19 protein-coding genes are annotated in these 18,684 nt (G+C 38.0%); 4 read left to right on the top strand and 15 right to left on the bottom strand.

Going from position 1 to position 18,684, the window contains the following annotated elements; all coding sequences use genetic code 11:
- Positions 1–94 precede the first annotated feature (94 nt).
- Both Q0371_RS07935 and Q0371_RS07940 read left to right on the top strand, forming a co-directional pair.
- On the top strand, positions 95–1,177 hold the full coding sequence (locus Q0371_RS07935; protein ID WP_298470116.1) for a glycosyltransferase family 2 protein: 1,083 nt from the start codon (positions 95–97) through the stop codon (positions 1,175–1,177).
- A gap of 147 nt (positions 1,178–1,324) precedes the next feature.
- Positions 1,325–2,260, top strand: a complete 936-nt coding sequence (locus Q0371_RS07940) for a collagen-like protein (protein ID WP_298470118.1) — start codon at positions 1,325–1,327, stop codon at positions 2,258–2,260.
- A gap of 301 nt (positions 2,261–2,561) precedes the next feature.
- On the opposite strand, the gene Q0371_RS07945 is transcribed toward Q0371_RS07940, so the two are convergent.
- From Q0371_RS07945 to Q0371_RS08010, 14 genes are all read right to left on the bottom strand, one after another.
- The gene (locus Q0371_RS07945) at positions 2,562–2,708 is read right to left on the bottom strand and encodes a hypothetical protein (RefSeq protein WP_298470120.1); all 147 of its coding nucleotides are present in this window, start codon (positions 2,706–2,708) and stop codon (positions 2,562–2,564) included.
- Between the two features lie 161 nt (positions 2,709–2,869).
- On the bottom strand, positions 2,870–3,145 hold the full coding sequence (locus tag Q0371_RS07950) for a DUF1292 domain-containing protein (RefSeq protein WP_298470122.1): 276 nt from the start codon (positions 3,143–3,145) through the stop codon (positions 2,870–2,872).
- Positions 3,146–3,243: 98 nt separating this feature from the next.
- Positions 3,244–4,953, bottom strand: a complete 1,710-nt coding sequence (gene ptsP / locus Q0371_RS07955; RefSeq protein WP_298470124.1) for a phosphoenolpyruvate--protein phosphotransferase — start codon at positions 4,951–4,953, stop codon at positions 3,244–3,246.
- Positions 4,941–5,216, bottom strand: coding sequence for an HPr family phosphocarrier protein (locus Q0371_RS07960; protein ID WP_169360521.1), 276 nt, complete (start codon positions 5,214–5,216; stop codon positions 4,941–4,943). The genes ptsP and Q0371_RS07960 overlap by 13 nt, the downstream gene beginning before the upstream one ends.
- Positions 5,217–5,308: 92 nt before the next feature.
- Positions 5,309–6,751 carry an N-acetylglucosamine-specific PTS transporter subunit IIBC gene (gene nagE, locus Q0371_RS07965; protein ID WP_298470126.1) on the bottom strand — a complete coding sequence of 481 codons (1,443 nt, stop codon included), beginning with the start codon at positions 6,749–6,751 and terminating at the stop codon, positions 5,309–5,311.
- Positions 6,752–6,851: 100 nt separating this feature from the next.
- Entirely contained in the window at positions 6,852–7,334 is a 483-nt protein-coding gene (locus Q0371_RS07970) for a PTS glucose transporter subunit IIA (protein ID WP_298470128.1), read from the bottom strand.
- A 221-nt stretch (positions 7,335–7,555) separates the two neighbouring features.
- Complete coding sequence (locus tag Q0371_RS07975; RefSeq protein ID WP_169360524.1) at positions 7,556–8,191, bottom strand: FusB/FusC family EF-G-binding protein; 636 nt, start codon at positions 8,189–8,191, stop codon at positions 7,556–7,558.
- 70 nt (positions 8,192–8,261) lie between these two features.
- Positions 8,262–9,023, bottom strand: a complete 762-nt coding sequence (locus tag Q0371_RS07980) for an HAD family hydrolase (RefSeq protein WP_298470130.1) — start codon at positions 9,021–9,023, stop codon at positions 8,262–8,264.
- 70 nt (positions 9,024–9,093) lie between these two features.
- Positions 9,094–11,328, bottom strand: coding sequence for a YcdB/YcdC domain-containing protein (locus Q0371_RS07985; RefSeq protein ID WP_298470132.1), 2,235 nt, complete (start codon positions 11,326–11,328; stop codon positions 9,094–9,096).
- Positions 11,329–11,675: 347 nt separating this feature from the next.
- Positions 11,676–11,819: a hypothetical protein gene (locus Q0371_RS07990; protein WP_298470134.1), complete on the bottom strand. Its 144-nt coding sequence runs from the start codon at positions 11,817–11,819 to the stop codon at positions 11,676–11,678.
- A gap of 135 nt (positions 11,820–11,954) precedes the next feature.
- The gene (locus Q0371_RS07995) at positions 11,955–12,671 is read right to left on the bottom strand and encodes a 3-ketoacyl-ACP reductase (RefSeq protein ID WP_169360527.1); all 717 of its coding nucleotides are present in this window, start codon (positions 12,669–12,671) and stop codon (positions 11,955–11,957) included.
- A gap of 68 nt (positions 12,672–12,739) precedes the next feature.
- The gene (locus tag Q0371_RS08000; RefSeq protein ID WP_298470136.1) at positions 12,740–13,273 is read right to left on the bottom strand and encodes a hypothetical protein; all 534 of its coding nucleotides are present in this window, start codon (positions 13,271–13,273) and stop codon (positions 12,740–12,742) included.
- Positions 13,274–13,363: 90 nt separating this feature from the next.
- Complete coding sequence (locus tag Q0371_RS08005) at positions 13,364–14,659, bottom strand: DUF4179 domain-containing protein (protein ID WP_298470138.1); 1,296 nt, start codon at positions 14,657–14,659, stop codon at positions 13,364–13,366.
- On the bottom strand, positions 14,659–15,159 hold the full coding sequence (locus Q0371_RS08010; protein WP_298470140.1) for a sigma-70 family RNA polymerase sigma factor: 501 nt from the start codon (positions 15,157–15,159) through the stop codon (positions 14,659–14,661). Before Q0371_RS08010 ends, Q0371_RS08005 begins: the two co-directional genes overlap by 1 nt.
- 180 nt (positions 15,160–15,339) lie before the next feature.
- Here Q0371_RS08010 and Q0371_RS08015 point away from each other — a divergent pair, with 180 nt between their 5' ends.
- Together Q0371_RS08015 and nhaC are read left to right on the top strand one after the other, a co-directional pair.
- On the top strand, positions 15,340–16,176 hold the full coding sequence (locus Q0371_RS08015) for a thermonuclease family protein (protein WP_298470141.1): 837 nt from the start codon (positions 15,340–15,342) through the stop codon (positions 16,174–16,176).
- 232 nt (positions 16,177–16,408) lie between these two features.
- Complete coding sequence (gene nhaC / locus Q0371_RS08020) at positions 16,409–17,824, top strand: Na+/H+ antiporter NhaC (protein ID WP_298470142.1); 1,416 nt, start codon at positions 16,409–16,411, stop codon at positions 17,822–17,824.
- Between the two features lie 317 nt (positions 17,825–18,141).
- Here nhaC and Q0371_RS08025 read toward each other — a convergent pair whose 3' ends face one another.
- On the bottom strand, positions 18,142–18,678 hold the full coding sequence (locus Q0371_RS08025; protein WP_298470143.1) for an NADPH-dependent FMN reductase: 537 nt from the start codon (positions 18,676–18,678) through the stop codon (positions 18,142–18,144).
- Between the last annotated feature and the right edge of the window lie 6 nt (positions 18,679–18,684).

Raw genomic sequence — 18,684 nt, forward strand, 5'->3', positions numbered from 1 at the left:
TTATACCAAAAACATGCATACATATGTATGCGATATAAAAGAACCGGCGACTTACATTTTACATATAAATATAAGGAGCAAAGGGGGATTGAATATGATTACTATAAGTTTATGTATGATAGTAAAAAATGAAGAAGAAGTTATTGGGAGATGTCTTGCATCAGTTAAAGACATAGTTGATGAAATTAATATAGTCGATACTGGCTCAACTGATCAAACAAAAGAAATAGTTAAACAATATACAAATCGCATATTTGATTTTAAGTGGATAGATGATTTTGCTGCGGCTCGAAATTATTCTTTTGAGCAAGCAACCAAAGAATATATATTGTGGCTAGATGCAGATGATGTTTTTACAGAGGACGATCGAAATAAGCTAAAACAACTAAAAACGTCTCTTGATCATTCCTATGACGCTATTTCTATGAAGTACCATTTAGCCTTCGATGAAAATGGGAATGTAACCTATCTATTACGTAGGTATAGACTTGTTAATAGAAAAAAGCAATTTAAATGGATAGGTCAGGTCCACGAATATTTAGCAGTAGAAGGTAACCTTTTAGATAGTGATGTTGCAGTGAGTCATCTGCCTTTGAGTCATGATTCCAATAGAAATTTAAGTATCTACCAAAAAATGATAGATGACGGCAAACAATTAACTCCACGTGATACGTTTTATTTTGCAAACGAATTAATGGATCATGCTAAGTATGATGATGCAATTACTTACTATGAATTATTTCTACAGTCCAATCAGGGATGGATTGAAGATAATATAAGAGCATGCTTCAAGCTTGCTGACTGCTACTATGAATTAGGCAACCATCATCAAACATTATTATCAACGCTAAGAACTCTTTCCTATGATATACCACGCCCAGAGGCTTGTTGCAGAATAGGATACCATTTTATGGAACAAAATAAAAATCATGAGGCTATTTATTGGTATAAGAAAGCTCTTAACTATAAGAATAAAGAGTTACTCAGTTTCCAAAACACTAATTTCTCTACCTGGTTACCTCACCTGCAACTTTGCGTTCTTTATGATCGAATTCAAGAACATAGAATTGCTCACTCTCATAACGAGGAAGCAAGAAAATATAGACCTACCGATGAACGAATAATAGGTAATAAAAAATACTTTGAGCAAATATTGAAAGATAGTCTAGAAGAATAGAACCTAGTATATTAATCATTTTACCTATTTAAAGCCACTTTCCTCAAAAAAAGTGGCTTTTTTTTGAAATTTAATTAGACAAGTAGTCCTTTGACCTCCTCCAATCTATTTTCAACGAATAGGATGTGACAGAGAGGAGGTGAAACAATGGATTTAAATAATTACTTTAGCAGAAATGATGATTGTAATAAATGTAGAAATTGTCCTACTGGACCTACTGGGCCTACGGGACCTGCAGGAGGACCTGTTGGACCTACTGGGGCTACTGGGGCTACTGGGGCTACCGGGGTATCTGGAGCTACGGGTGTAACTGGGGCTACGGGTGTAACTGGAGCTACTGGAGCTACTGGGGCTACTGGGGCTACCGGGGTATCTGGAGCTACGGGTGTAACTGGAGCTACTGGAGCTACTGGAGCTACTGGGGCTACTGGCGCTACTGGGGCTACTGGGGCTACTGGGGCTACTGGCGCTACTGGGGCTACTGGGGCTACTGGCGCTACTGGGGCTACTGGGGCTACTGGGGCTACTGGCGCTACTGGGGCTACTGGGGCTACTGGAGCCACGGGGGCTACTGGGGCTACCGGGGCTACTGGCGCTACTGGCGCTACTGGAGCTACTGGAGCTACCGGTGTGGCCGGAGCTACTGGGGCTACGGGTGCAGATGGAACACCAGCTATTACTGAATTTGCACATGTATACAATAGATCTACACAAACAGTACCTGTTGGAGGTTCAGTAACTTTCGATACTAATGGACCTATAGTTGGTGACATTACTCATGCACCAGGTACAGCAACTGTGACTATAGGTAATACAGGATATTATCTAATCACCTATTCCGTTACAGGAATCGAGAATAACCAATTTGCAATATTCGTTAATGAAACTCCACTACCGGAAACACTTTACGGTACACGCGCTGGTACTCAACAAAATAATGGGCAAGCAATCGTGTTCTTAAATGCAGGAAATGTTATTACTGTAAGAAACCATTCATCTGATCTTCCAATTTTCCTATCAATCGAAGACGGTGGTAATGAAACAAACGTAAATGCATCGCTTATTTTGCAAAGATTGACTTAGTTTTAAAAAGAGATTCTATTTTTCTACAAAAACCTAGAGAAAGGAGCAATTCCCTATAAAGGGATTGCTCCTTTAATACTTATTTTTTAATTGACTCGGCAGGCAGAGACATACTTTGAGATTAGTGAGAGAAATAAAACACCGCAACCGCACCCAAAAGCGTATGTCAAATCATCCCTAACTTACCCTTATAAAACAATCACTACTTTCTATTCATTTTCACCTGAAAATAGGAATTATGAAACCTTAATACCAAAATGACAACCATCTATAAGAGAGATTGTCATTTTGGTTTTCCTATTTAAATAGTCGCCGAATGATCTGTGGTAATACTTGGATCACTAAAGTAAGCATTATAGGCAATTAAAGTCACACCTAGTTTTTCTTCTAACTCGTGCAATTCCTGCAACTGTTCTTGATCTAACTCTGCAAATTTATAATCTTCCACATTGAATCATCCTTTCTCTCCTTTATAATCTCCGTCCCCCGATATTTTATACATACCATAACTATGAATCAGCTAAAAAAGCACGAGAAATTTTACGGTTGGTAAAATTTCTCGTGCTTTTCGATTCTAAGGTAGATTATAGCCTTAGATAATTTTCTATGTTATTCAGCTTCTGCAGCCATAAAAGCAGCAGATACTTTATCAAATTCTTCATCACTTTCGATATTAGCTAGTTCATCTTCGCCTTCTATACGTAAAAAGAACACATCGAAATCTTCCTCTGTTTCTTTTTGAATTTCATCAGCAAAGCCAACAGCTGCATAGGTTTCACCTTCGACTTCTAGTAAACCTAAAACCTCAATATCCTGTTCTTCATCGTTTTCATCAATTACAGTAAAAATGTCGCCAATTTCTACTTTTCCAGTATTTTCTTCCATTCCAATCTCCTCCTAACAAAGTTCTATTCAAGTACCCTTTTTACTTTCACTTGATATTTCATCATTACACATTTACTAGCAAAAAGAAAGAAGTAAGATCACAGAAGATATTCTTTTACATATTGTGATACTTCTTTGTCGGTAGCCAACGTTAATATGTGCTTAAGGTGTTCGCTTAATTCTTCTTTGTTTAATTTAGTAATTTGAGATCTAGCCCTTAAAATAGCAGAAGGATTCATCGAGAACTCATCTATTCCAAGTCCTAATAAAAGCGGGATAGCTATTTGGTCTCCTGCCATCTCTCCACAAATCCCAACCCATTTGCCATTCTTATGTGCTGCTTCTACCACAATCTGAATTGCTCTTAAAATAGCAGGATGGTAGGGCTGATATAGATAGGAAACCTGCTCGTTCATGCGATCAGCTGCAAACATATACTGTATTAAATCATTTGTGCCAATGGAAAAAAAATCAGCTTCCTGTACAAAAAAGTCGGCAATCATTGCAGCAGCAGGCGTTTCCACCATCATGCCTATCTCAATTTTCTCTGAGACAGGAATTCCTGCATTTAAAAGCTTTTGTTTTTCTTCTAACAGAATAGATTTGGCAAGTCGAAACTCCTCAAGTATTGAAATCATCGGAAACATAATTTTTAAATTACCGTGAATACTAGCCTTTAATAGCGCACGTAGCTGTGTCCGAAAAATGTGCTGTCTATCAAGACTGATACGAATTGCCCGATACCCTAGAAACGGGTTACTCTCTTTAGGAAGACCTAAATATGATAAACCCTTATCTCCACCAATATCCATTGTACGAACAACAGTAGGCTTATTCTGCATTTTTAACAACACTGTTCGGTAGACATCAAATTGTTCCTCTTCAGTTGGCAGCTCACTTCTGTTCATATAGAGAAATTCTGTACGAAATAAACCAATACCCTCTCCTCCATGAGCGAGTACGGCATCTATATCATGAGTATTACCGATATTTCCAACGATATGAACGGTATGACCATCGGCAGTAGTGCTAGGAACAGAAAGGTAATGACTTAAAGACTTGCCTCCTTCTACTAATACCTTTTGTTTATTCAAATAAAACCTTTTTATATCATCTACAGGATCAATAATTACTCTTCCCATTTCTCCATCTACTATGAGAGGGATACCATGCTTTATATCTAATGTTCCCTTTTTTGTACCGACTACCGCTGGAATATCAAGTGAACGCGCCAATATAGCCGAATGAGAGGTTTTTCCACCAATGTTCGTGACAATTCCTTTTATATATTGCTTATTCAATTGGATTGTAAGAGAGGGAACTAAATCATCTGCAACTAGTATTACCTCTGATTGAATTAAACTAAGGTCGGGTAAATTTACGCCTAACAAATTGGACAGCATACGTTTGGCCACATCTCGAATGTCAGCTACCCGCTCTTTCATATAGTCATTTTCCATTTCAGCGAATGTCGTTGCATATACATCGGCAACTTTAGTTAGGGCCATCTCTGCATTGTTGCCTTGTTTGATTTGATCTGAAATTGCAGTTAACCAGGCAGGATCTTCTAACACTAATTCCTGAGCAGCAATAATGGTTGCCTTCTGTTCCCCCATATATTGCTTGGTAGAATCATATATAAGCTTTAACTGTTTCTTAGTATTAGAGATGCTCTGTTTCAATCGTTCCATTTCAATCTCAGTATTCTGGACTTCCTTTGGGTCAAAGATGAGATTGGGCTCAATTAAACAATATGCAGGAGCAATAGCCAATCCACTTGAAGCGCCAATTCCCTCTAGTTCTCGCATCCTTCACCAATTCCTTGTGAAAATATCACTTCAGATAATTTATCCAACAGCTCTTTGGAATCGTCTCCCTCGGCAACAATCGTAATCATTGCGTGTACTGGAACGCAAAGAGTCATCACAGAAAGTATGGATCGTAAGTTTGCAGATTGGCCATTATATTTCAGCTCAACCGCTGAAATAAATGGTTTTATCGCTGAAACTAGTATAGCTGCTGGTCTTGCATGTATACCCTCTGTAGCGGTAACTTTAAAATGTCTTTCCATCGCTTCTCCTCCATAATCCTTAATAGAAAAAAGAGGCAGACTCCTCCCAGAGTCGGCCTATGTTAAGTTAGTTTAATTACTCATATAATCTTTTACTTTCTCAATTTATCTACCTCATCAGCAACAAATTGAACGTTTGTGCCAACAATGACTTGAATACTTTTAGGCCCTACTACATTAATGCCATGAATCCCGGATGATTTGATTTTCATTTGGTCTACTAGATCCATATTTTTAACTTCTACACGTAAACGAGTAGCACAATGCTCTGCAGACGTTACATTTTCCTTGCCACCAAGTCCAGCAAAAATTTTAGTAGCCATTACTGCAAACTTATTATCAGCAGAAGTTGCCTCTGTTACCACCTCTACCTCATCCTCATCTTCTCTTCCAGGTGTTTTTAAATTGAATTTTATAATTAGGAAACGGAATAAGAAATAGTAAATAACTGCAAATACCAATCCTTGCACTATGAGCATATAAGGCTGGTTGGCAATTGGAATACTCAAGCTTAAGAAATAATCTATAAAACCTGCACTAAAACCAAATCCGGCTGTCCACTGAAAGGATGCAGCAATAAATAAGGATAGACCTGTTAGAGCAGCGTGAACCACATATAAAGCAGGTGCTAAGAACATGAAGGCAAATTCAAGAGGCTCTGTTACACCAGTGAAGAAGGATGCAAAACCAGCCGCAAGCATTAAGGATGCCGCTTGTTTTTTCCGCTTCGTTTTAGCTGTATGGTACATAGCTAACGCTGCTGCTGGTAAACCAAACATCATGATTGGGAAAAAACCTGCTTGATACATACCTGTTATCCCTTTTTCCCCTGTGCTTGACCAAAAATTCTTAATATCACTGATCCCGATCGTATCAAACCAAAAAACTGCGTTTAAAGCATGATGAAGACCTGTTGGGATTAAAAGACGGTTGAAGAAGCCATAAAGCCCTGCTCCCGCTGCTCCTAGTCCACTGATTGTTTCTCCAAATGAAACCAACCCTCCGTAAACAATCGGCCAAATGAAGAATAGGGCTACGGAAATAGCCAGCATCACAAAAGAAGTAACAATTGGTACCATTCGTTTTCCACTGAAAAAAGCAAGGAAGTCTGGAAGCTTTACATGACTGAAGCGATTGAACATTGCAGCCGCTATCATTCCTGAAAGGATTCCGACAAAGGCATTATTTACTTTTCCAAATGCTGCATCTACCTCGCCCACATCAATTCCTTGAAGCAAGGAAACGGTAGCTGGAGAAAGCATAGTAGTTACGACTAAAAATGCAACTAGCCCACTAAGTGCTGCCGCACCATCTCTTTCCTTCGAAAGTCCAATCGCCACACCAACCGCAAAAAGGACCGCTAGATTATCTAATATTGCCCCGCCTGCTTTAATAAGAAAAGCGGCAACTACATTGTCAGTTCCCCAGCCTGTCGGGTCGAGCCAATACCCCACTCCCAGCAGTATTGCTGCAGCAGGTAGTACTGCAACCGGAAGCATTAATGAACGACCAAGCCTTTGAATATAGCTCTTCATTGTTTGCATCTCCTATTCTTTTCATAGATTCATGGGATAAAAGATAATGATTGCCTTAACTAATTCCACAAACTCTTATACTACTTTCACCTCTATTCGTTTATTTCGAAGAAACCGTCATAAGAATTGTTTTTCCTTCTTCAGCTTGTGGAGTGTCTATTAAATTGACCTTCTTCTCGTTACTATTAGTCACTACAATAGGAGTTACTAGATTTATGGCTTTTTCACGTAAAAAATCCCAATCTACCTGGATTAGTAATTGTCCTTTTTTTACTATGTCGCCTTGTTCTACACATGCAGTAAAGCCTTGTCCACCCAAGGACACGGTCTCTAAACCGATATGAATGAGTATCTCCGTCCCATCTCCTGCTCGAAGACCGATCGCATGCTTTGTGGTCGCAAGATGAATAATAGAACCATCACAAGGAGCGAAAACATCTCCGCTAACTGGCAGGATAGCTACCCCCTCACCTAGCATCCTTTCACTAAATACTGGATCTGGAACTTGATCTAGAGGGTTTACAATGCCGCTAAACGGTGCGTAGATATTCAGCTTTTGCTTAGAGAAGAATTTAGAAAGCATACTTTTGGTCCCCTTTATCCGTCTTTTAACACGCTTACATATCCCTATACACCAATATATTGTCTAGTCCCACATTAAAGAACAGAAAAAGAAGCAGGCATAAAATTAATGCCTGCTTCTTTAATAAGTTGTTTGATTGAACTATTTTAGGAATCTTCAAAGGGGGTGTATATAAAATATGCTCATTGATTGATTTGCTTCTATCAATGAGCATTTATGAATTATTTTACATTGCTAAAAAACTCTGTCAGCTTAGTAGAATCTGTTATATTTTCATTGCATTTTATGCTATCCATGCAGATCGTATTTCCTTGCTTCGTGAATGTCCCCTCACTACCTTTTTTGGAATTCATCATAAACAAGGTTACTTCTTCTAAGTGGTTACAGATGGCGCAAATGCCTTTTTTCACTTGGTTTCCGTATGTTCCCCGTCTTCCAAAAAGCTCACCAGCATTTTCATAAATAATATATTTACGGTTAGTACCTATGTCAGTTATACAAAAATATACTATGCTGCTTCTTTCTTCAACTGTTAGCTTAGGTGCCTTGAGTTTCTTATCTTTTGGAAAAAACTTTTTAATGGTTTGTCCCGTAATCTCTGGGAAAGGAATAACGTAGTTCTTAGCTTCTGCCAAATACACTTCGAGTTGCTCTTTATTTTCTAGCTCCAACACTCTATCGATTAACATTTGCTGTTCTTCATTTAAACCTATAAAAACCTCAGCACTTTTTTCCTGAACAAGCTCTTTTAATGCTTTTATAACAGATCTATCCCTAGTAACACCGAGACCTTTTACTAACTTTTTGGCTTGTTCCTTTAATATATTATATTGAATTGGTACCATGAACTGCTCCATTGCTCTTACTCCCTACTTTAACTTTGATACTACTTAAATTACCAACCTTTGTAAGTAAGTGCAAGTGAGGTTACAAAAAAATATCCAATAGCTCCTCCAATTTATAAATTACAGAATAAGGTATAGCTTCTCTTGGAATAGTTCTTAAATTAACCTGTGATTCTCTAATCAGTTTAGCTAGGATAATATCCCTGAGCATTTCATGTTGGGTTCTTAACTCTAGCTTGATAGACTTAAGTTGCTCCGGTAAGCTTCTGTTAATCCAGATTGCCTTAGCACCCCAAGTATTTGCAGGTATGATATCGTGATCAATTCGGTCTCCTATATGAGCTACAACTTCGCCTAACTCCATAAATACTCCCTCATCTGGCTTTGCATAGCCAATCATGTCAGGTGTAATTATTCTTTCAAAATACGGGGTCAGTCCTAAAGCATTCATTACTGGCATCTGAAATTTAGAGTAGCCATTTGTTATGACCCCAAGAGTATAGCCCCTTAGCTTTAGCTCCTGCAGTACTTCTAAAATTCCTTCTTCTAAAAGATAGATGGCACCTGGAACACAGTGTTTTTTTACTATCTCTTCCACGTTAATCAACAAATTTAACTCATGTAACTGGGTATAGGAAGTAATGATTTCTTCCCAATCATATGCCTCCACGTATTGTCGTTGATTCAGGCGATTTCTATGCTCTGCAACAAATGATTCTACACAATTTGTTAAGTTTCTATTCTCCTCGCAAATGGCATTGCGTATTTCAGGAAATACATAATCAATAAAAGGATTTTGCATAATCGTTCCATCTAAATCAAAAGTGATCCATCTGTTTACCATTTTACACCCCACTAACCAAATGATAGAAGTAGAAAAGCCCTCGCTTCAACGAGGGCTCCTAGCTTAATGATTAATAATTATTGTATCTTCCCTTTTTAGCAATTTCATGGGCTAAGCGTATAGTAGAAACCGACATTTCCGCATAAGTAACTTCCTGTTGCGGATTAAATTGATTTTTTTCAGTGGCAAATAATCCATACTTATTCGCTAACGCTACATAACCAATATAGTCGGATTTAATTTTATTTGTATCCTCAAAGTTAACCTTGTATATATCATAATGCTTAGCCGCATGCTCTAGCCCTAGCACACGGATATACCAAGCAGAAAGTTCTTCTCTTGTTACTGGTGAATCAACATCAAACTTCTTATCCCCCGCCTTTATAATTTCAGCACTTACAGCACGCTCAATCAACTGAAATAATGGATGTTTTGGATCTATATTATCGAATGTTTGCTCCACCGTTTCATTGCCATAATAATACCTTCCCTCATAGAAGTAGGTTAAGGAATTCATTAATATTTTTAAGGCCTCGCCCTTCGTAATAGCTGCATCTCCATTGAAAGCCTTAGCATCTTTTACATCTAAAATTTTTGTGCTTATTAGATAGTTTAGCTCTTCCTGTGCAGTTGGATGAGAAACAACCACAGAGCTTTGCTCTCCACCAAACAGACTGCTCCATTTACCAGTCGTAGCATCTAGGGTACTATAAGAGCTGTCGTTATATACAGGCACATACAGTAAGTCATAGTGTTTATTATCTTTCTTTTGCATTTGCTTTGAATAATTCAGTTTAACTTTTAAAGAATTATTTAAAAGTGTCTTTGCCTCTTTTGCGGAAATCACTTCCTTAAGAGAAGGCCACTCTTCCACCTTTTGTTCATTTACATATAAGCTGCTCAAGGAACCATCTGCTGAAACTCCAACGTTTATGGAATCTCCACTTACTATTATGCCATTAACAACTCGTGGGAAGGAGAAGTTATATGCGCCCATATTTTCCTCATAATAAGGCTCATCGACAGGCATACTAAAGTTGTGTAAGTAAGAAGGAATCCATTCTTTAATATAGCTTGTTGCTTTCGCTAAAGCATCCTTCTGAGAAATTGGCTTGGCAACTTCCTGTTTCTCTCCAAGTTCATTCATTAAATACCCTAACATATTGTGATATTGAATGACTTCCCCAGTAGCCTTGTTAATTTCAATACTAGCACCGCTACCACCGTTTCTATGGTTATACATATACTGAATACTGTAAACCGTCTGACCATTATAGTTCTCAATCTCATCAATAGATTGAATGCTTAATTTAAGCTTGTCAGATTTATTTTCTAACAGCTTTTCAGCTGCTTTCTTCGCTTGTTCCATAGTGATCCCCTTCTGCTTTGCAGGCAGAGGCTTCTCTACAATCTTTTTAAGCTTTGCTTTGGATGGAAATTGATCCGTATATCCATTTGGAGTTAACCACTTACCTGTAGCAGCACTCAATCCAAGAAAATTACCTGTCGGTTGATAGACTAGCTTAACCGTACGCTCTCCCGATTGATAGTCAATATTTACCTGATATTGAAGCTCTACTCCTAGATTCTCTTTTAATTTGTTTAATATATCTTTTTCAGACTTAATATTTTTTACCTCATCAAATGTATTCTTTTCTTGTGTAGAGGGATATTTATAAAAACTAGTAATTTGACCGTTTCCAAGAACATTTATATCTACACGGTTATCGGATATAGATATATCATTTTTAGTTTTAGTGAATGAAAAAGAGTAGTTAATTGGTTCTGTTAAAATTCTTGTTGGATAATAGTAATTATTATCGCTTTCGAGCTGATAGGAATCCTCCTTCAACAAGCTTTTCACAAAGTCTACGGCTAATTTTCTAGCTTCGTCCTTAGATACCTTTGCCGGGAATAAGGCATCTGATCCAATTGGTGGAGAATATGAAAAATGCTCAATATCTAAATTATCTCCAACAAACCCAACACTTCCATAAACTCGTTTACCTTCTATTGTCTGGGTAAAGCTAAGACTATACCGGGATGTCTCATCCTCTGGAGTATAATAATTGCCACTACTCATCTGAAAATCACTGCTTTTCAATGAATCAAACTGCTTTGGAAAATACGAGCGAAACTTTTTAATTAAATCGTCCTTTGTATAAACAACGTTTGAAGCAGCTACCTGTACAATCGGTTTACTAGTCTGATTCGTCCCATTTGGAGCAGCGCTTACAGTAGTAGAAAATAACCCAACGGTCAATGCCGATGAAGTTAAAATAATCCCAAGCTTATTTAATCTCACCTAAATAGTCCCCCAATTTATTACTATATTTTCATATCTATATCTTCCTATGCTTGTCTATTAACTTATCTATGGAATAGGTTGCTTGAACATAATCTGTTTCCTAACTCTCCTCCCTTTTAAACACAAACTTATTTATATATATGCTCCATAAAATTAGAATATTCCAATTAAAATAAGTTTTTTTGACTTGAGAGGTAAAAGAGTATTTAGAGTGGGTGACAAAGAACTATTTGGGTGAGTGTCGTGAAGTGAAAAAGGGATTGTAGTAAATTATGTGGGCATTGTCGTAATCCATTGCTCGATTGTTGTAAAGTTTGAGTTGATTGTAGTAATCTAGCCGGTCATTATCGTAATCCATTTGGATCGTAGTAATTCGTGGTGGCATTGTCGTAATCCATTGCTCGATTGTCGTAAATTTTTAGTTGATTGTAGTAATCTATCCGGTCATTATCGTAATCCATTTGGATTGTAGTAATTCGTGGTGGCACTGTCGTAATCCATTGCTCGATTGTCGTAAAGTTTGAGTTGATTGTAGTAATCTAGCCAGACATTGTAGGAGTCCGAGCTGACATGATTAAAAACAAAAAATGGCCGCGATTTTCATCGCGACCATTTTATAATTATTATGGATTAGTTGACCATAGTCCTGCAGATTTAAGCAGAATTCTTGGGTTCATTTTCAGCTGAGCTACCATAAAGTCAGCGATGTCTTCTGGTTGCATTACTTTTTCTGGATTTCCGTCTGTCAGGTTTAATTCGATTGCCATGTCTGTAGCAATAGTGCTTGGTGTTAATGTAACAACACGGATATTTTGCTTTCTTACTTCTAGCATTAGAGATTCACTTAGTGCGATTACCGCAGCTTTAGATGCACTATAAGCACTTGTAACTGGAGCTCCCTTTTGTCCTGCAGTAGAAGAGATATTAATAATGTCCCCTGCATTTTTTTCGATCATGTCTGGTAGTACTGCTCTAGTTACGTAGTACACGCCCATCACATTTACTTGAATGATCTTAGCCCAGTCCTCTGGATCTACTTCAAGGAATTTACCGAATTTAGAGATGCCGGCATTGTTTACCAAGATTTCGATTGGGCCAAGCTCCCCACGAATTTTTTCAACTGCACTGTTCACAGATTCCATGTTGGATACATCAGCAGCAGCTATGGAAACTTTTACACCATATGTTTGTAGCTCACTTGCAACTGCCTCTAAGTTTTCGATTGTTCTTCCTAAAAGTCCAAGGTTAATACCCTCTTTAGCAAAGGCTATAGCTGTTGCGCGACCAATGCCTCGACCTGCACCAGTGATTAATGCTGTTTTCCCTGTAATTGCTTGCATGCAAATCTCTCCTTATGTATAAGTTTTTCTCACACATTTAGAGTACCCTCATTTGGAGAAAAAATATATTATTTTGCTTTAAAGGACATTTGCTTAGCTGGAGGTTTTATTTCCTTCACGCTTTCAAGCACGGCAAAAATAATCCCCAGCATTAACTGGACAAATCCGAAGGTTCTTAAATCTTCATTTGGTAATCCCAAAAATGTAGTGATAACCATCACCATTCCAAATGTAATCATATATATGCATATTACTATTGGCTTTACATTTAACTGAACTTCTTCAAGCTTAGTTAGCATAAAAATAACACCAGCTATTAATAGGATAGAGCCAAGGTAGACTAGAGGTATATTCTTCTGAATGTAACTTCCAAATAATAAAATGAGCCCTAAAACAGCTAAGGAAATACCTGTTCGTTTGATGTTCATAGGCTTTCTTACTCGTTTCTTTTTTCTCGAGCCAAGCACCAATGCACCAAGCAAAAATAAACCTATCCCATAGATCAATAAAAATAAGTTACCAATCGAACCTAGCTCATCAACTGTCAATGACATAAAAAGAGAACCAAACAACATAGATAATAATCCTAGAAAAAGTGCCATAGTACCTCCCACGTTTTTCCTAATTATCCCACAACAAGAAACTAAATGGTATTAAATTTCTTTTTTTAATGACTGTGTTTTAAGCACTCCCTATTTAACCTTAATGCGTGTATCGTTCTTCAAATAGTTAGGATATCCCTGCAGTACAAAGGTTACTGGATTATTCTTGGTTCCTTGCTCTAAAGTAAATACTTGAGAATTAGTGGTGTCAGAAAGTCTATGAGATATAGCTAGCGGCACTTTACGGCCATTTCTATCCTCGCCGTTAGTGAAAATGGTTTGATTAAAGCCTAAATTATTGTCAAAATCCACCTTGAAGCTAGACTCATCTATTATTTCTAGCTGCAAAGGATATTGTTTAGATATAGAAGCCACTTCTTTTTTATCAAAGTCTATAACGATCTCTCGTTCATCCCTTGGCATAGCCAAAATATCACCGATAACTAAATATAATTCTTCTGATTCCTGAAAATAATTGCTTTCTAAATAAATCGTTCTTTTCGTAGTATCAGCACTTCCAAAGCTACTAATGGATGTGGATCCACTTCCCCATACGTTTCCTCTTTCATTCTGCAATTTAATAGAAGAAAAATTAAAAATAACCATATCATTTTGTGGATCCGTTTTTATATCAATCGCGACATGCAAAGGAGATATTTTTACTTGTTCTACAGTAAATTTTTGTCCTTCTACTACCACCTCACGATTTAGCTTGTAATGCTTTGGCTTGGCAACTTTATTTTTCAACTCAAATGGTATGACAAATTTTAAATCCTCTTCTCCACGTATTGAAAACTTTAATGTAAAGTCTGGATTATTATAATCAATCACACCACTAGGGTCAGAGATCCTAATGGTGCTCTCCATTTTTTGAATCACATCTTCTTGAGTATGCTCGGAAGTTACGTAAGCAAGACCAAGCTCTTCCTCATTTTGGAGCAGGACTGTGTCTCCTAGATGATAATCATTTACGGGATTAGGAGACTCGAGGGTATACGAGAGTAGCATACCAGTAGCATCCGCTATCACCGCATCTAACGTAAAAGTAACATCATTTTCTTTTACAGAAACACCAATTGCCTCAAAATAGTTGTTTACGACACTATCTTCTACCCCCCTGTCATATTCTACGATCGCTACAATAGCCCCCAAGCCCGGTACATCCTCAAAAATCTGGGCAAAGGCTGGAGAAATGCGTGTCATAAAGGCGAAGCCAAGGAAAAGCACGGCTATAGCTGAGAGGCTAAATCCTATCTTAGACCTGCGCTGTTTTTTTCTTTGTGCTATCTTAATACCGTTTAATATGGCGCCTCCAGTAGCTGAACTAACCTGGATAGCTTCCATTTGTTCATTTACTAAATGCTTAATTTGTTTTACGTTGGTCATTAAACATCGCCCCCTCTCTCTCCCATAAAAACACGAATTTTCTTTAGCGTATGATGTAATCTTGACTTAACTGTCCCCTCTGGAATTTTTAGCCTTCTTGCAATTTCGCTCACCTTTAAATCATTAAAGTATTTTAAATGAATGAGCTCTCGTTGTGCACTCGGCAACTCTCTAAGTGCAAGCATAAGATCCTGGTTAGAGGAATGTTGTTCTTTTTCTACATCTTCATTTAACGAAAATAAATTGCCCTGCTTCTTCAATGTGTCCATACAATAATTCAACAGGATTCTCACTAGCCAAGTTTGAAAGAAGGACGGTTCCTTTACTTGGTGACGCTTGGTATAGGCTCGAAACGTCACTTCCTGAAGAGCCTCCAACACATCATGTTCATTTTTTAAATATATAAAGGCAGTTTTATATAGAACATCACGATGTATTTGCATTAGCTGTAAGAAAGCATCGTCATCTCCTGTGATTGCTTTCCTAACTAGGTGCTCCATTTTTGTTCCCCCTCTTTTGTAACTGTTAGACGTTAATTTACATAAAAACGTTCAATGTAAATGAAAAATATTAAAATGGAAAATGACTACATCTTACGTACTGAATTCTTCTATTTCTCTTTCACTCTCTTTTACTTGTATGTTAAGATAGTGACCGATTGAAAGAGAGAGGTATGAAACATGAAAAAATGGATTATGTATATTTTATCCTTAACCATCTTACTAGGAGCATGCAGCAGTATAGATCAGTTAGTGGTGGAGGACAAAAATCCAATCACTGAGCAGCAAACTTCGGAGACAGCTGAGACTGCTCCAAAAAAAGAATCATCTGAAGCTACGTCGAGCACTACTCATGACGTCTCTAAGCTTGAAGAATTTCCATTGGTCAGCGTGATCGACGGGGATACGATTAAAATAAAATACAATGGTGCAAATGAAAACGTGCGCTTTTTATTGGTAGACACTCCCGAAACTAACCATCCTAAGCTAGGAGAACAGCCTTTTGGACAGGATGCAAAGGATTTTACGAAACAATTACTGAAGGGGCAGGATACTGTCTTTTTAGAGTTCGATGTCTCCTATAGAGATAAATATAATCGACTTCTTGCTTATATCTATACTTCTGATGGAAAGAGTCTGCAAGAAGAACTGTTAAAACAAGGTCTTGCCCGAGTTGCTTACATTTACGCACCTAATACTAAGCATGTAGACTGGTTTGAAGCCATTCAGAAAAAAGCTCAACAGCAAGCAATCGGGATATGGTCAGTGGAGAATTATGTTACGAATCGTGGCTACGATAAAGATGCGGTTGAAGAAGTGAAAGCAGTTAAAAAAGCTAATGAGGAAAAGAAACCGGATAGTATTACTGATTGTACAATAAAAGGTAATATCAATTCTAAGGGTGAGAAAATCTATCATGTCCCTGGTCAGCAATATTATGAAATGACAGTTGCCGAAGAAATGTTTTGCAGTAAGGAAGAAGCTGAAGCAGCAGGGTTCCGAGCAACACAAAGATAATAATATCATCAGCTCCATCACCCGGTGATGGGGCTTTCTTTTATTTCTAACTTATTAAAAAGCCCCCACTCAACCTGCTCCATTTAGAAAAATGTACAAAAACTTCTCAAAAAAATGTTAATAATACACAAAAAGAGGGTATCTAGTTACCACTAATATATTTTCTGAATAATATAACAACATAGTATTAGCTTCAATTCTTGATTTTATATCTAATAAAAGGAGTGATTAAATGGAAAAAACAATAAAAAAACCATCTTTATCCTATTCATTATTCATCCTCATTTTAATGGTTGCGGTTATATCCACTGGATTGATACTATTGGAAGCCCCTATTCAAATTATGCTGTTCACTGCGATCGTTGTTCTCATCCCTTTTGTTTTGCGTCTTGGCTATTCTTATGAAGAAATTGAAAAAGCAATGTTTGCTTCCATGCTTAAAGCCCTCAAGCCTTCCCTAATATTAATGTCAGTAGGAATATTAATCGGTACATGGATAGCATCTGGTACAGTTCCTACTTTAATCTATTATGGAATTCAATCTATTTCTCCTCAATTTTTCTTGGTAACTACTCTTTTATTTTGTTCTGTGGTCTCAATGGCTACAGGCTCTTCTTGGGCAACTTTAGGCACAGCAGGGATTGCTATGATTGGGGTAGGTCAAAGCTTAGATGTTTCTCTGGCGATGACAGCTGGAGCGATCGTAAGTGGGGCTTACTTTGGAGACAAGCTTTCTCCCTTATCCGATACAACAAACCTTGCTGCCGCAGTAGTAGGCATTGATGTCTTTACACATGTGAAGCACATGCTTTGGACAACCGTTCCCGCCTACGTTTTATCAGCAATTATATTTACCCTTATCGGTTTAAATACTGAAGTGGCAGCTGTTAATTCAGCTGAAGTTAATAGCTTGACAGGATATTTAGCAGCAAACTTTAATTTAGGTATTATCTCTATTATTCCAGCACTATTTCTCTTTGTACTACTAATTACAAAACAACCCGCTATTATCTCCGTTTTTTTAGGCGGGGTCGCAGGTGCCCTTGTCGCTATTTTTTACCAAGGTATAGATATGACAAGTATTTTGGGAGTAGCTTATAATGGATTTTTTGTAGAATCAGGTATTGAAGCGATCGATTCCTTGCTACAGCGAGGGGGATTAGTAAGCATGCTGCCAATGGTAGCAATCTTTATTTTCGCCCTTGGCTTAGGGGGTTTATTGAATATCTCGGGAGTGCTAGTAACCATCATTGATTCTATAATTAAAATGATTAAGAGTAGAGCATTACTCGTTTTTGTAACGATGATCATGTCCTATTTTACACTCGGTCTTGGGGGAAGCTTCTCGTTTGCAGGAGTTATGACTGGAACATTCATGAAACCACTGTTTGATAAGTTTAATTTACGGCCTGAAAATCTTTCAAGGGCTATGGAAGATACCGCAACACAGGGCTGTGCTTTGCTACCTTGGACAGCAAGTGGCGTCTTCACTGCAACTACGCTAGGAGTACCGACATTGACTTATCTTCCATTCTGCTTTTTAGCATTGCTAACTCCAATTTTTACGTTTGTTTACGGACTCACTGGTTTTTCAATGAAAGAGAAAAATCTTACTAGTCGCTCGCCAAAAGAAGTTCCAACAACCTGATTAGCTTGTAATTCTTTGCAACATCGTATGAATGCAAAAATCCACTCTTCTTATACAGTAGAGTGGATTTTTGTAATTGTAAGCTATTACGAGGAGCTGCCTCCTCGCATTTTCCCATTTGCCTGTCGGGACAGGGATAGGCGCTTTCGCTTTTCTTGGTGTCTAGCTACTGTGCCTTGCCCCTCGGGTCAAATGGGATAATACTGCTCCTGTGCAAGCTCGTCGAAAACAAGAGCGTTTGCGGTGGCTGAAGAGCTGCCTCCTCGCATTTTCCCATTTGCCTGTCGGGGCAGGGATAGGCGCTTTCGCTTTTCTTGTTACCTAATGGTTTTTAGTGCTGTTGCCCATGGGATGACTTGGTCTAGCATTTGGTTTACTGAGTCTGTTTGAACGGCAGCTGGTTTGAAGTCTGTACCGTTTTCAAAGTCGGTAAATAATGATAGGGCAGGATGTACGCGTACGTCTGCTACTAATAGCTCTCCTAGAATACCTCTTAAGTGCTCGGCTGCACGAGCTCCACCTACTGATCCGTAAGATACGATTCCTGCTGCTTTATTGTTCCACTCCACACGTAGATAATCTAGCGCATTTTTTAATGCACCTGTAATGGAATGGTTGTATTCTTGTACGATAAATACGAATCCATCACAATTAGCAACTCTTGAAGACCAGGCTGCGGCACCAGAAGCATCTACACCAGCTTCTCCAAGTAATGGGAGCTTGAATTCAGCAATATCAATAATTTCATATTGAGCATCTCCACGCTTGTCTGCTATTTCTTTCACCCAGTTACCCACTTGTGGGCTTAATCTACCTTCACGGGTAGACCCTAAAATAATACCTATTTTCAACATATCTTT

This window comes from uncultured Psychrobacillus sp. (assembly GCF_938022135.1).
GTDB lineage: Bacteria > Bacillota > Bacilli > Bacillales_A > Planococcaceae > Psychrobacillus.

Bases quoted from the DNA above. Each gene is read 5' to 3' on its own strand.
- Q0371_RS08010 (WP_298470140.1), bottom strand. From the start codon at position 15,159: ATGGAGCACCTAGTTAGGAAAGCAATCACAGGAGATGACGATGCTTTC.
- nagE (WP_298470126.1), bottom strand. From the start codon at position 6,751: ATGAAGAGCTATATTCAAAGGCTTGGTCGTTCATTAATGCTTCCGGTT.
- Q0371_RS07940 (WP_298470118.1), top strand. From the start codon at position 1,325: ATGGATTTAAATAATTACTTTAGCAGAAATGATGATTGTAATAAATGT.
- Q0371_RS07970 (WP_298470128.1), bottom strand. From the start codon at position 7,334: ATGCTTTCTAAATTCTTCTCTAAGCAAAAGCTGAATATCTACGCACCG.
- Q0371_RS07980 (WP_298470130.1), bottom strand. From the start codon at position 9,023: ATGGTAAACAGATGGATCACTTTTGATTTAGATGGAACGATTATGCAA.
- Q0371_RS07995 (WP_169360527.1), bottom strand. From the start codon at position 12,671: ATGCAAGCAATTACAGGGAAAACAGCATTAATCACTGGTGCAGGTCGA.
- Q0371_RS07935 (WP_298470116.1), top strand. From the start codon at position 95: ATGATTACTATAAGTTTATGTATGATAGTAAAAAATGAAGAAGAAGTT.
- Q0371_RS07950 (WP_298470122.1), bottom strand. From the start codon at position 3,145: ATGGAAGAAAATACTGGAAAAGTAGAAATTGGCGACATTTTTACTGTA.
- ptsP (WP_298470124.1), bottom strand. From the start codon at position 4,953: ATGCGAGAACTAGAGGGAATTGGCGCTTCAAGTGGATTGGCTATTGCT.
- nhaC (WP_298470142.1), top strand. From the start codon at position 16,409: ATGGAAAAAACAATAAAAAAACCATCTTTATCCTATTCATTATTCATC.
- Q0371_RS08005 (WP_298470138.1), bottom strand. From the start codon at position 14,659: ATGACCAACGTAAAACAAATTAAGCATTTAGTAAATGAACAAATGGAA.
- Q0371_RS07975 (WP_169360524.1), bottom strand. From the start codon at position 8,191: ATGGAGCAGTTCATGGTACCAATTCAATATAATATATTAAAGGAACAA.
- Q0371_RS08025 (WP_298470143.1), bottom strand. From the start codon at position 18,678: ATGTTGAAAATAGGTATTATTTTAGGGTCTACCCGTGAAGGTAGATTA.
- Q0371_RS08015 (WP_298470141.1), top strand. From the start codon at position 15,340: ATGAAAAAATGGATTATGTATATTTTATCCTTAACCATCTTACTAGGA.
- Q0371_RS08000 (WP_298470136.1), bottom strand. From the start codon at position 13,273: ATGGCACTTTTTCTAGGATTATTATCTATGTTGTTTGGTTCTCTTTTT.
- Q0371_RS07960 (WP_169360521.1), bottom strand. From the start codon at position 5,216: ATGGAAAGACATTTTAAAGTTACCGCTACAGAGGGTATACATGCAAGA.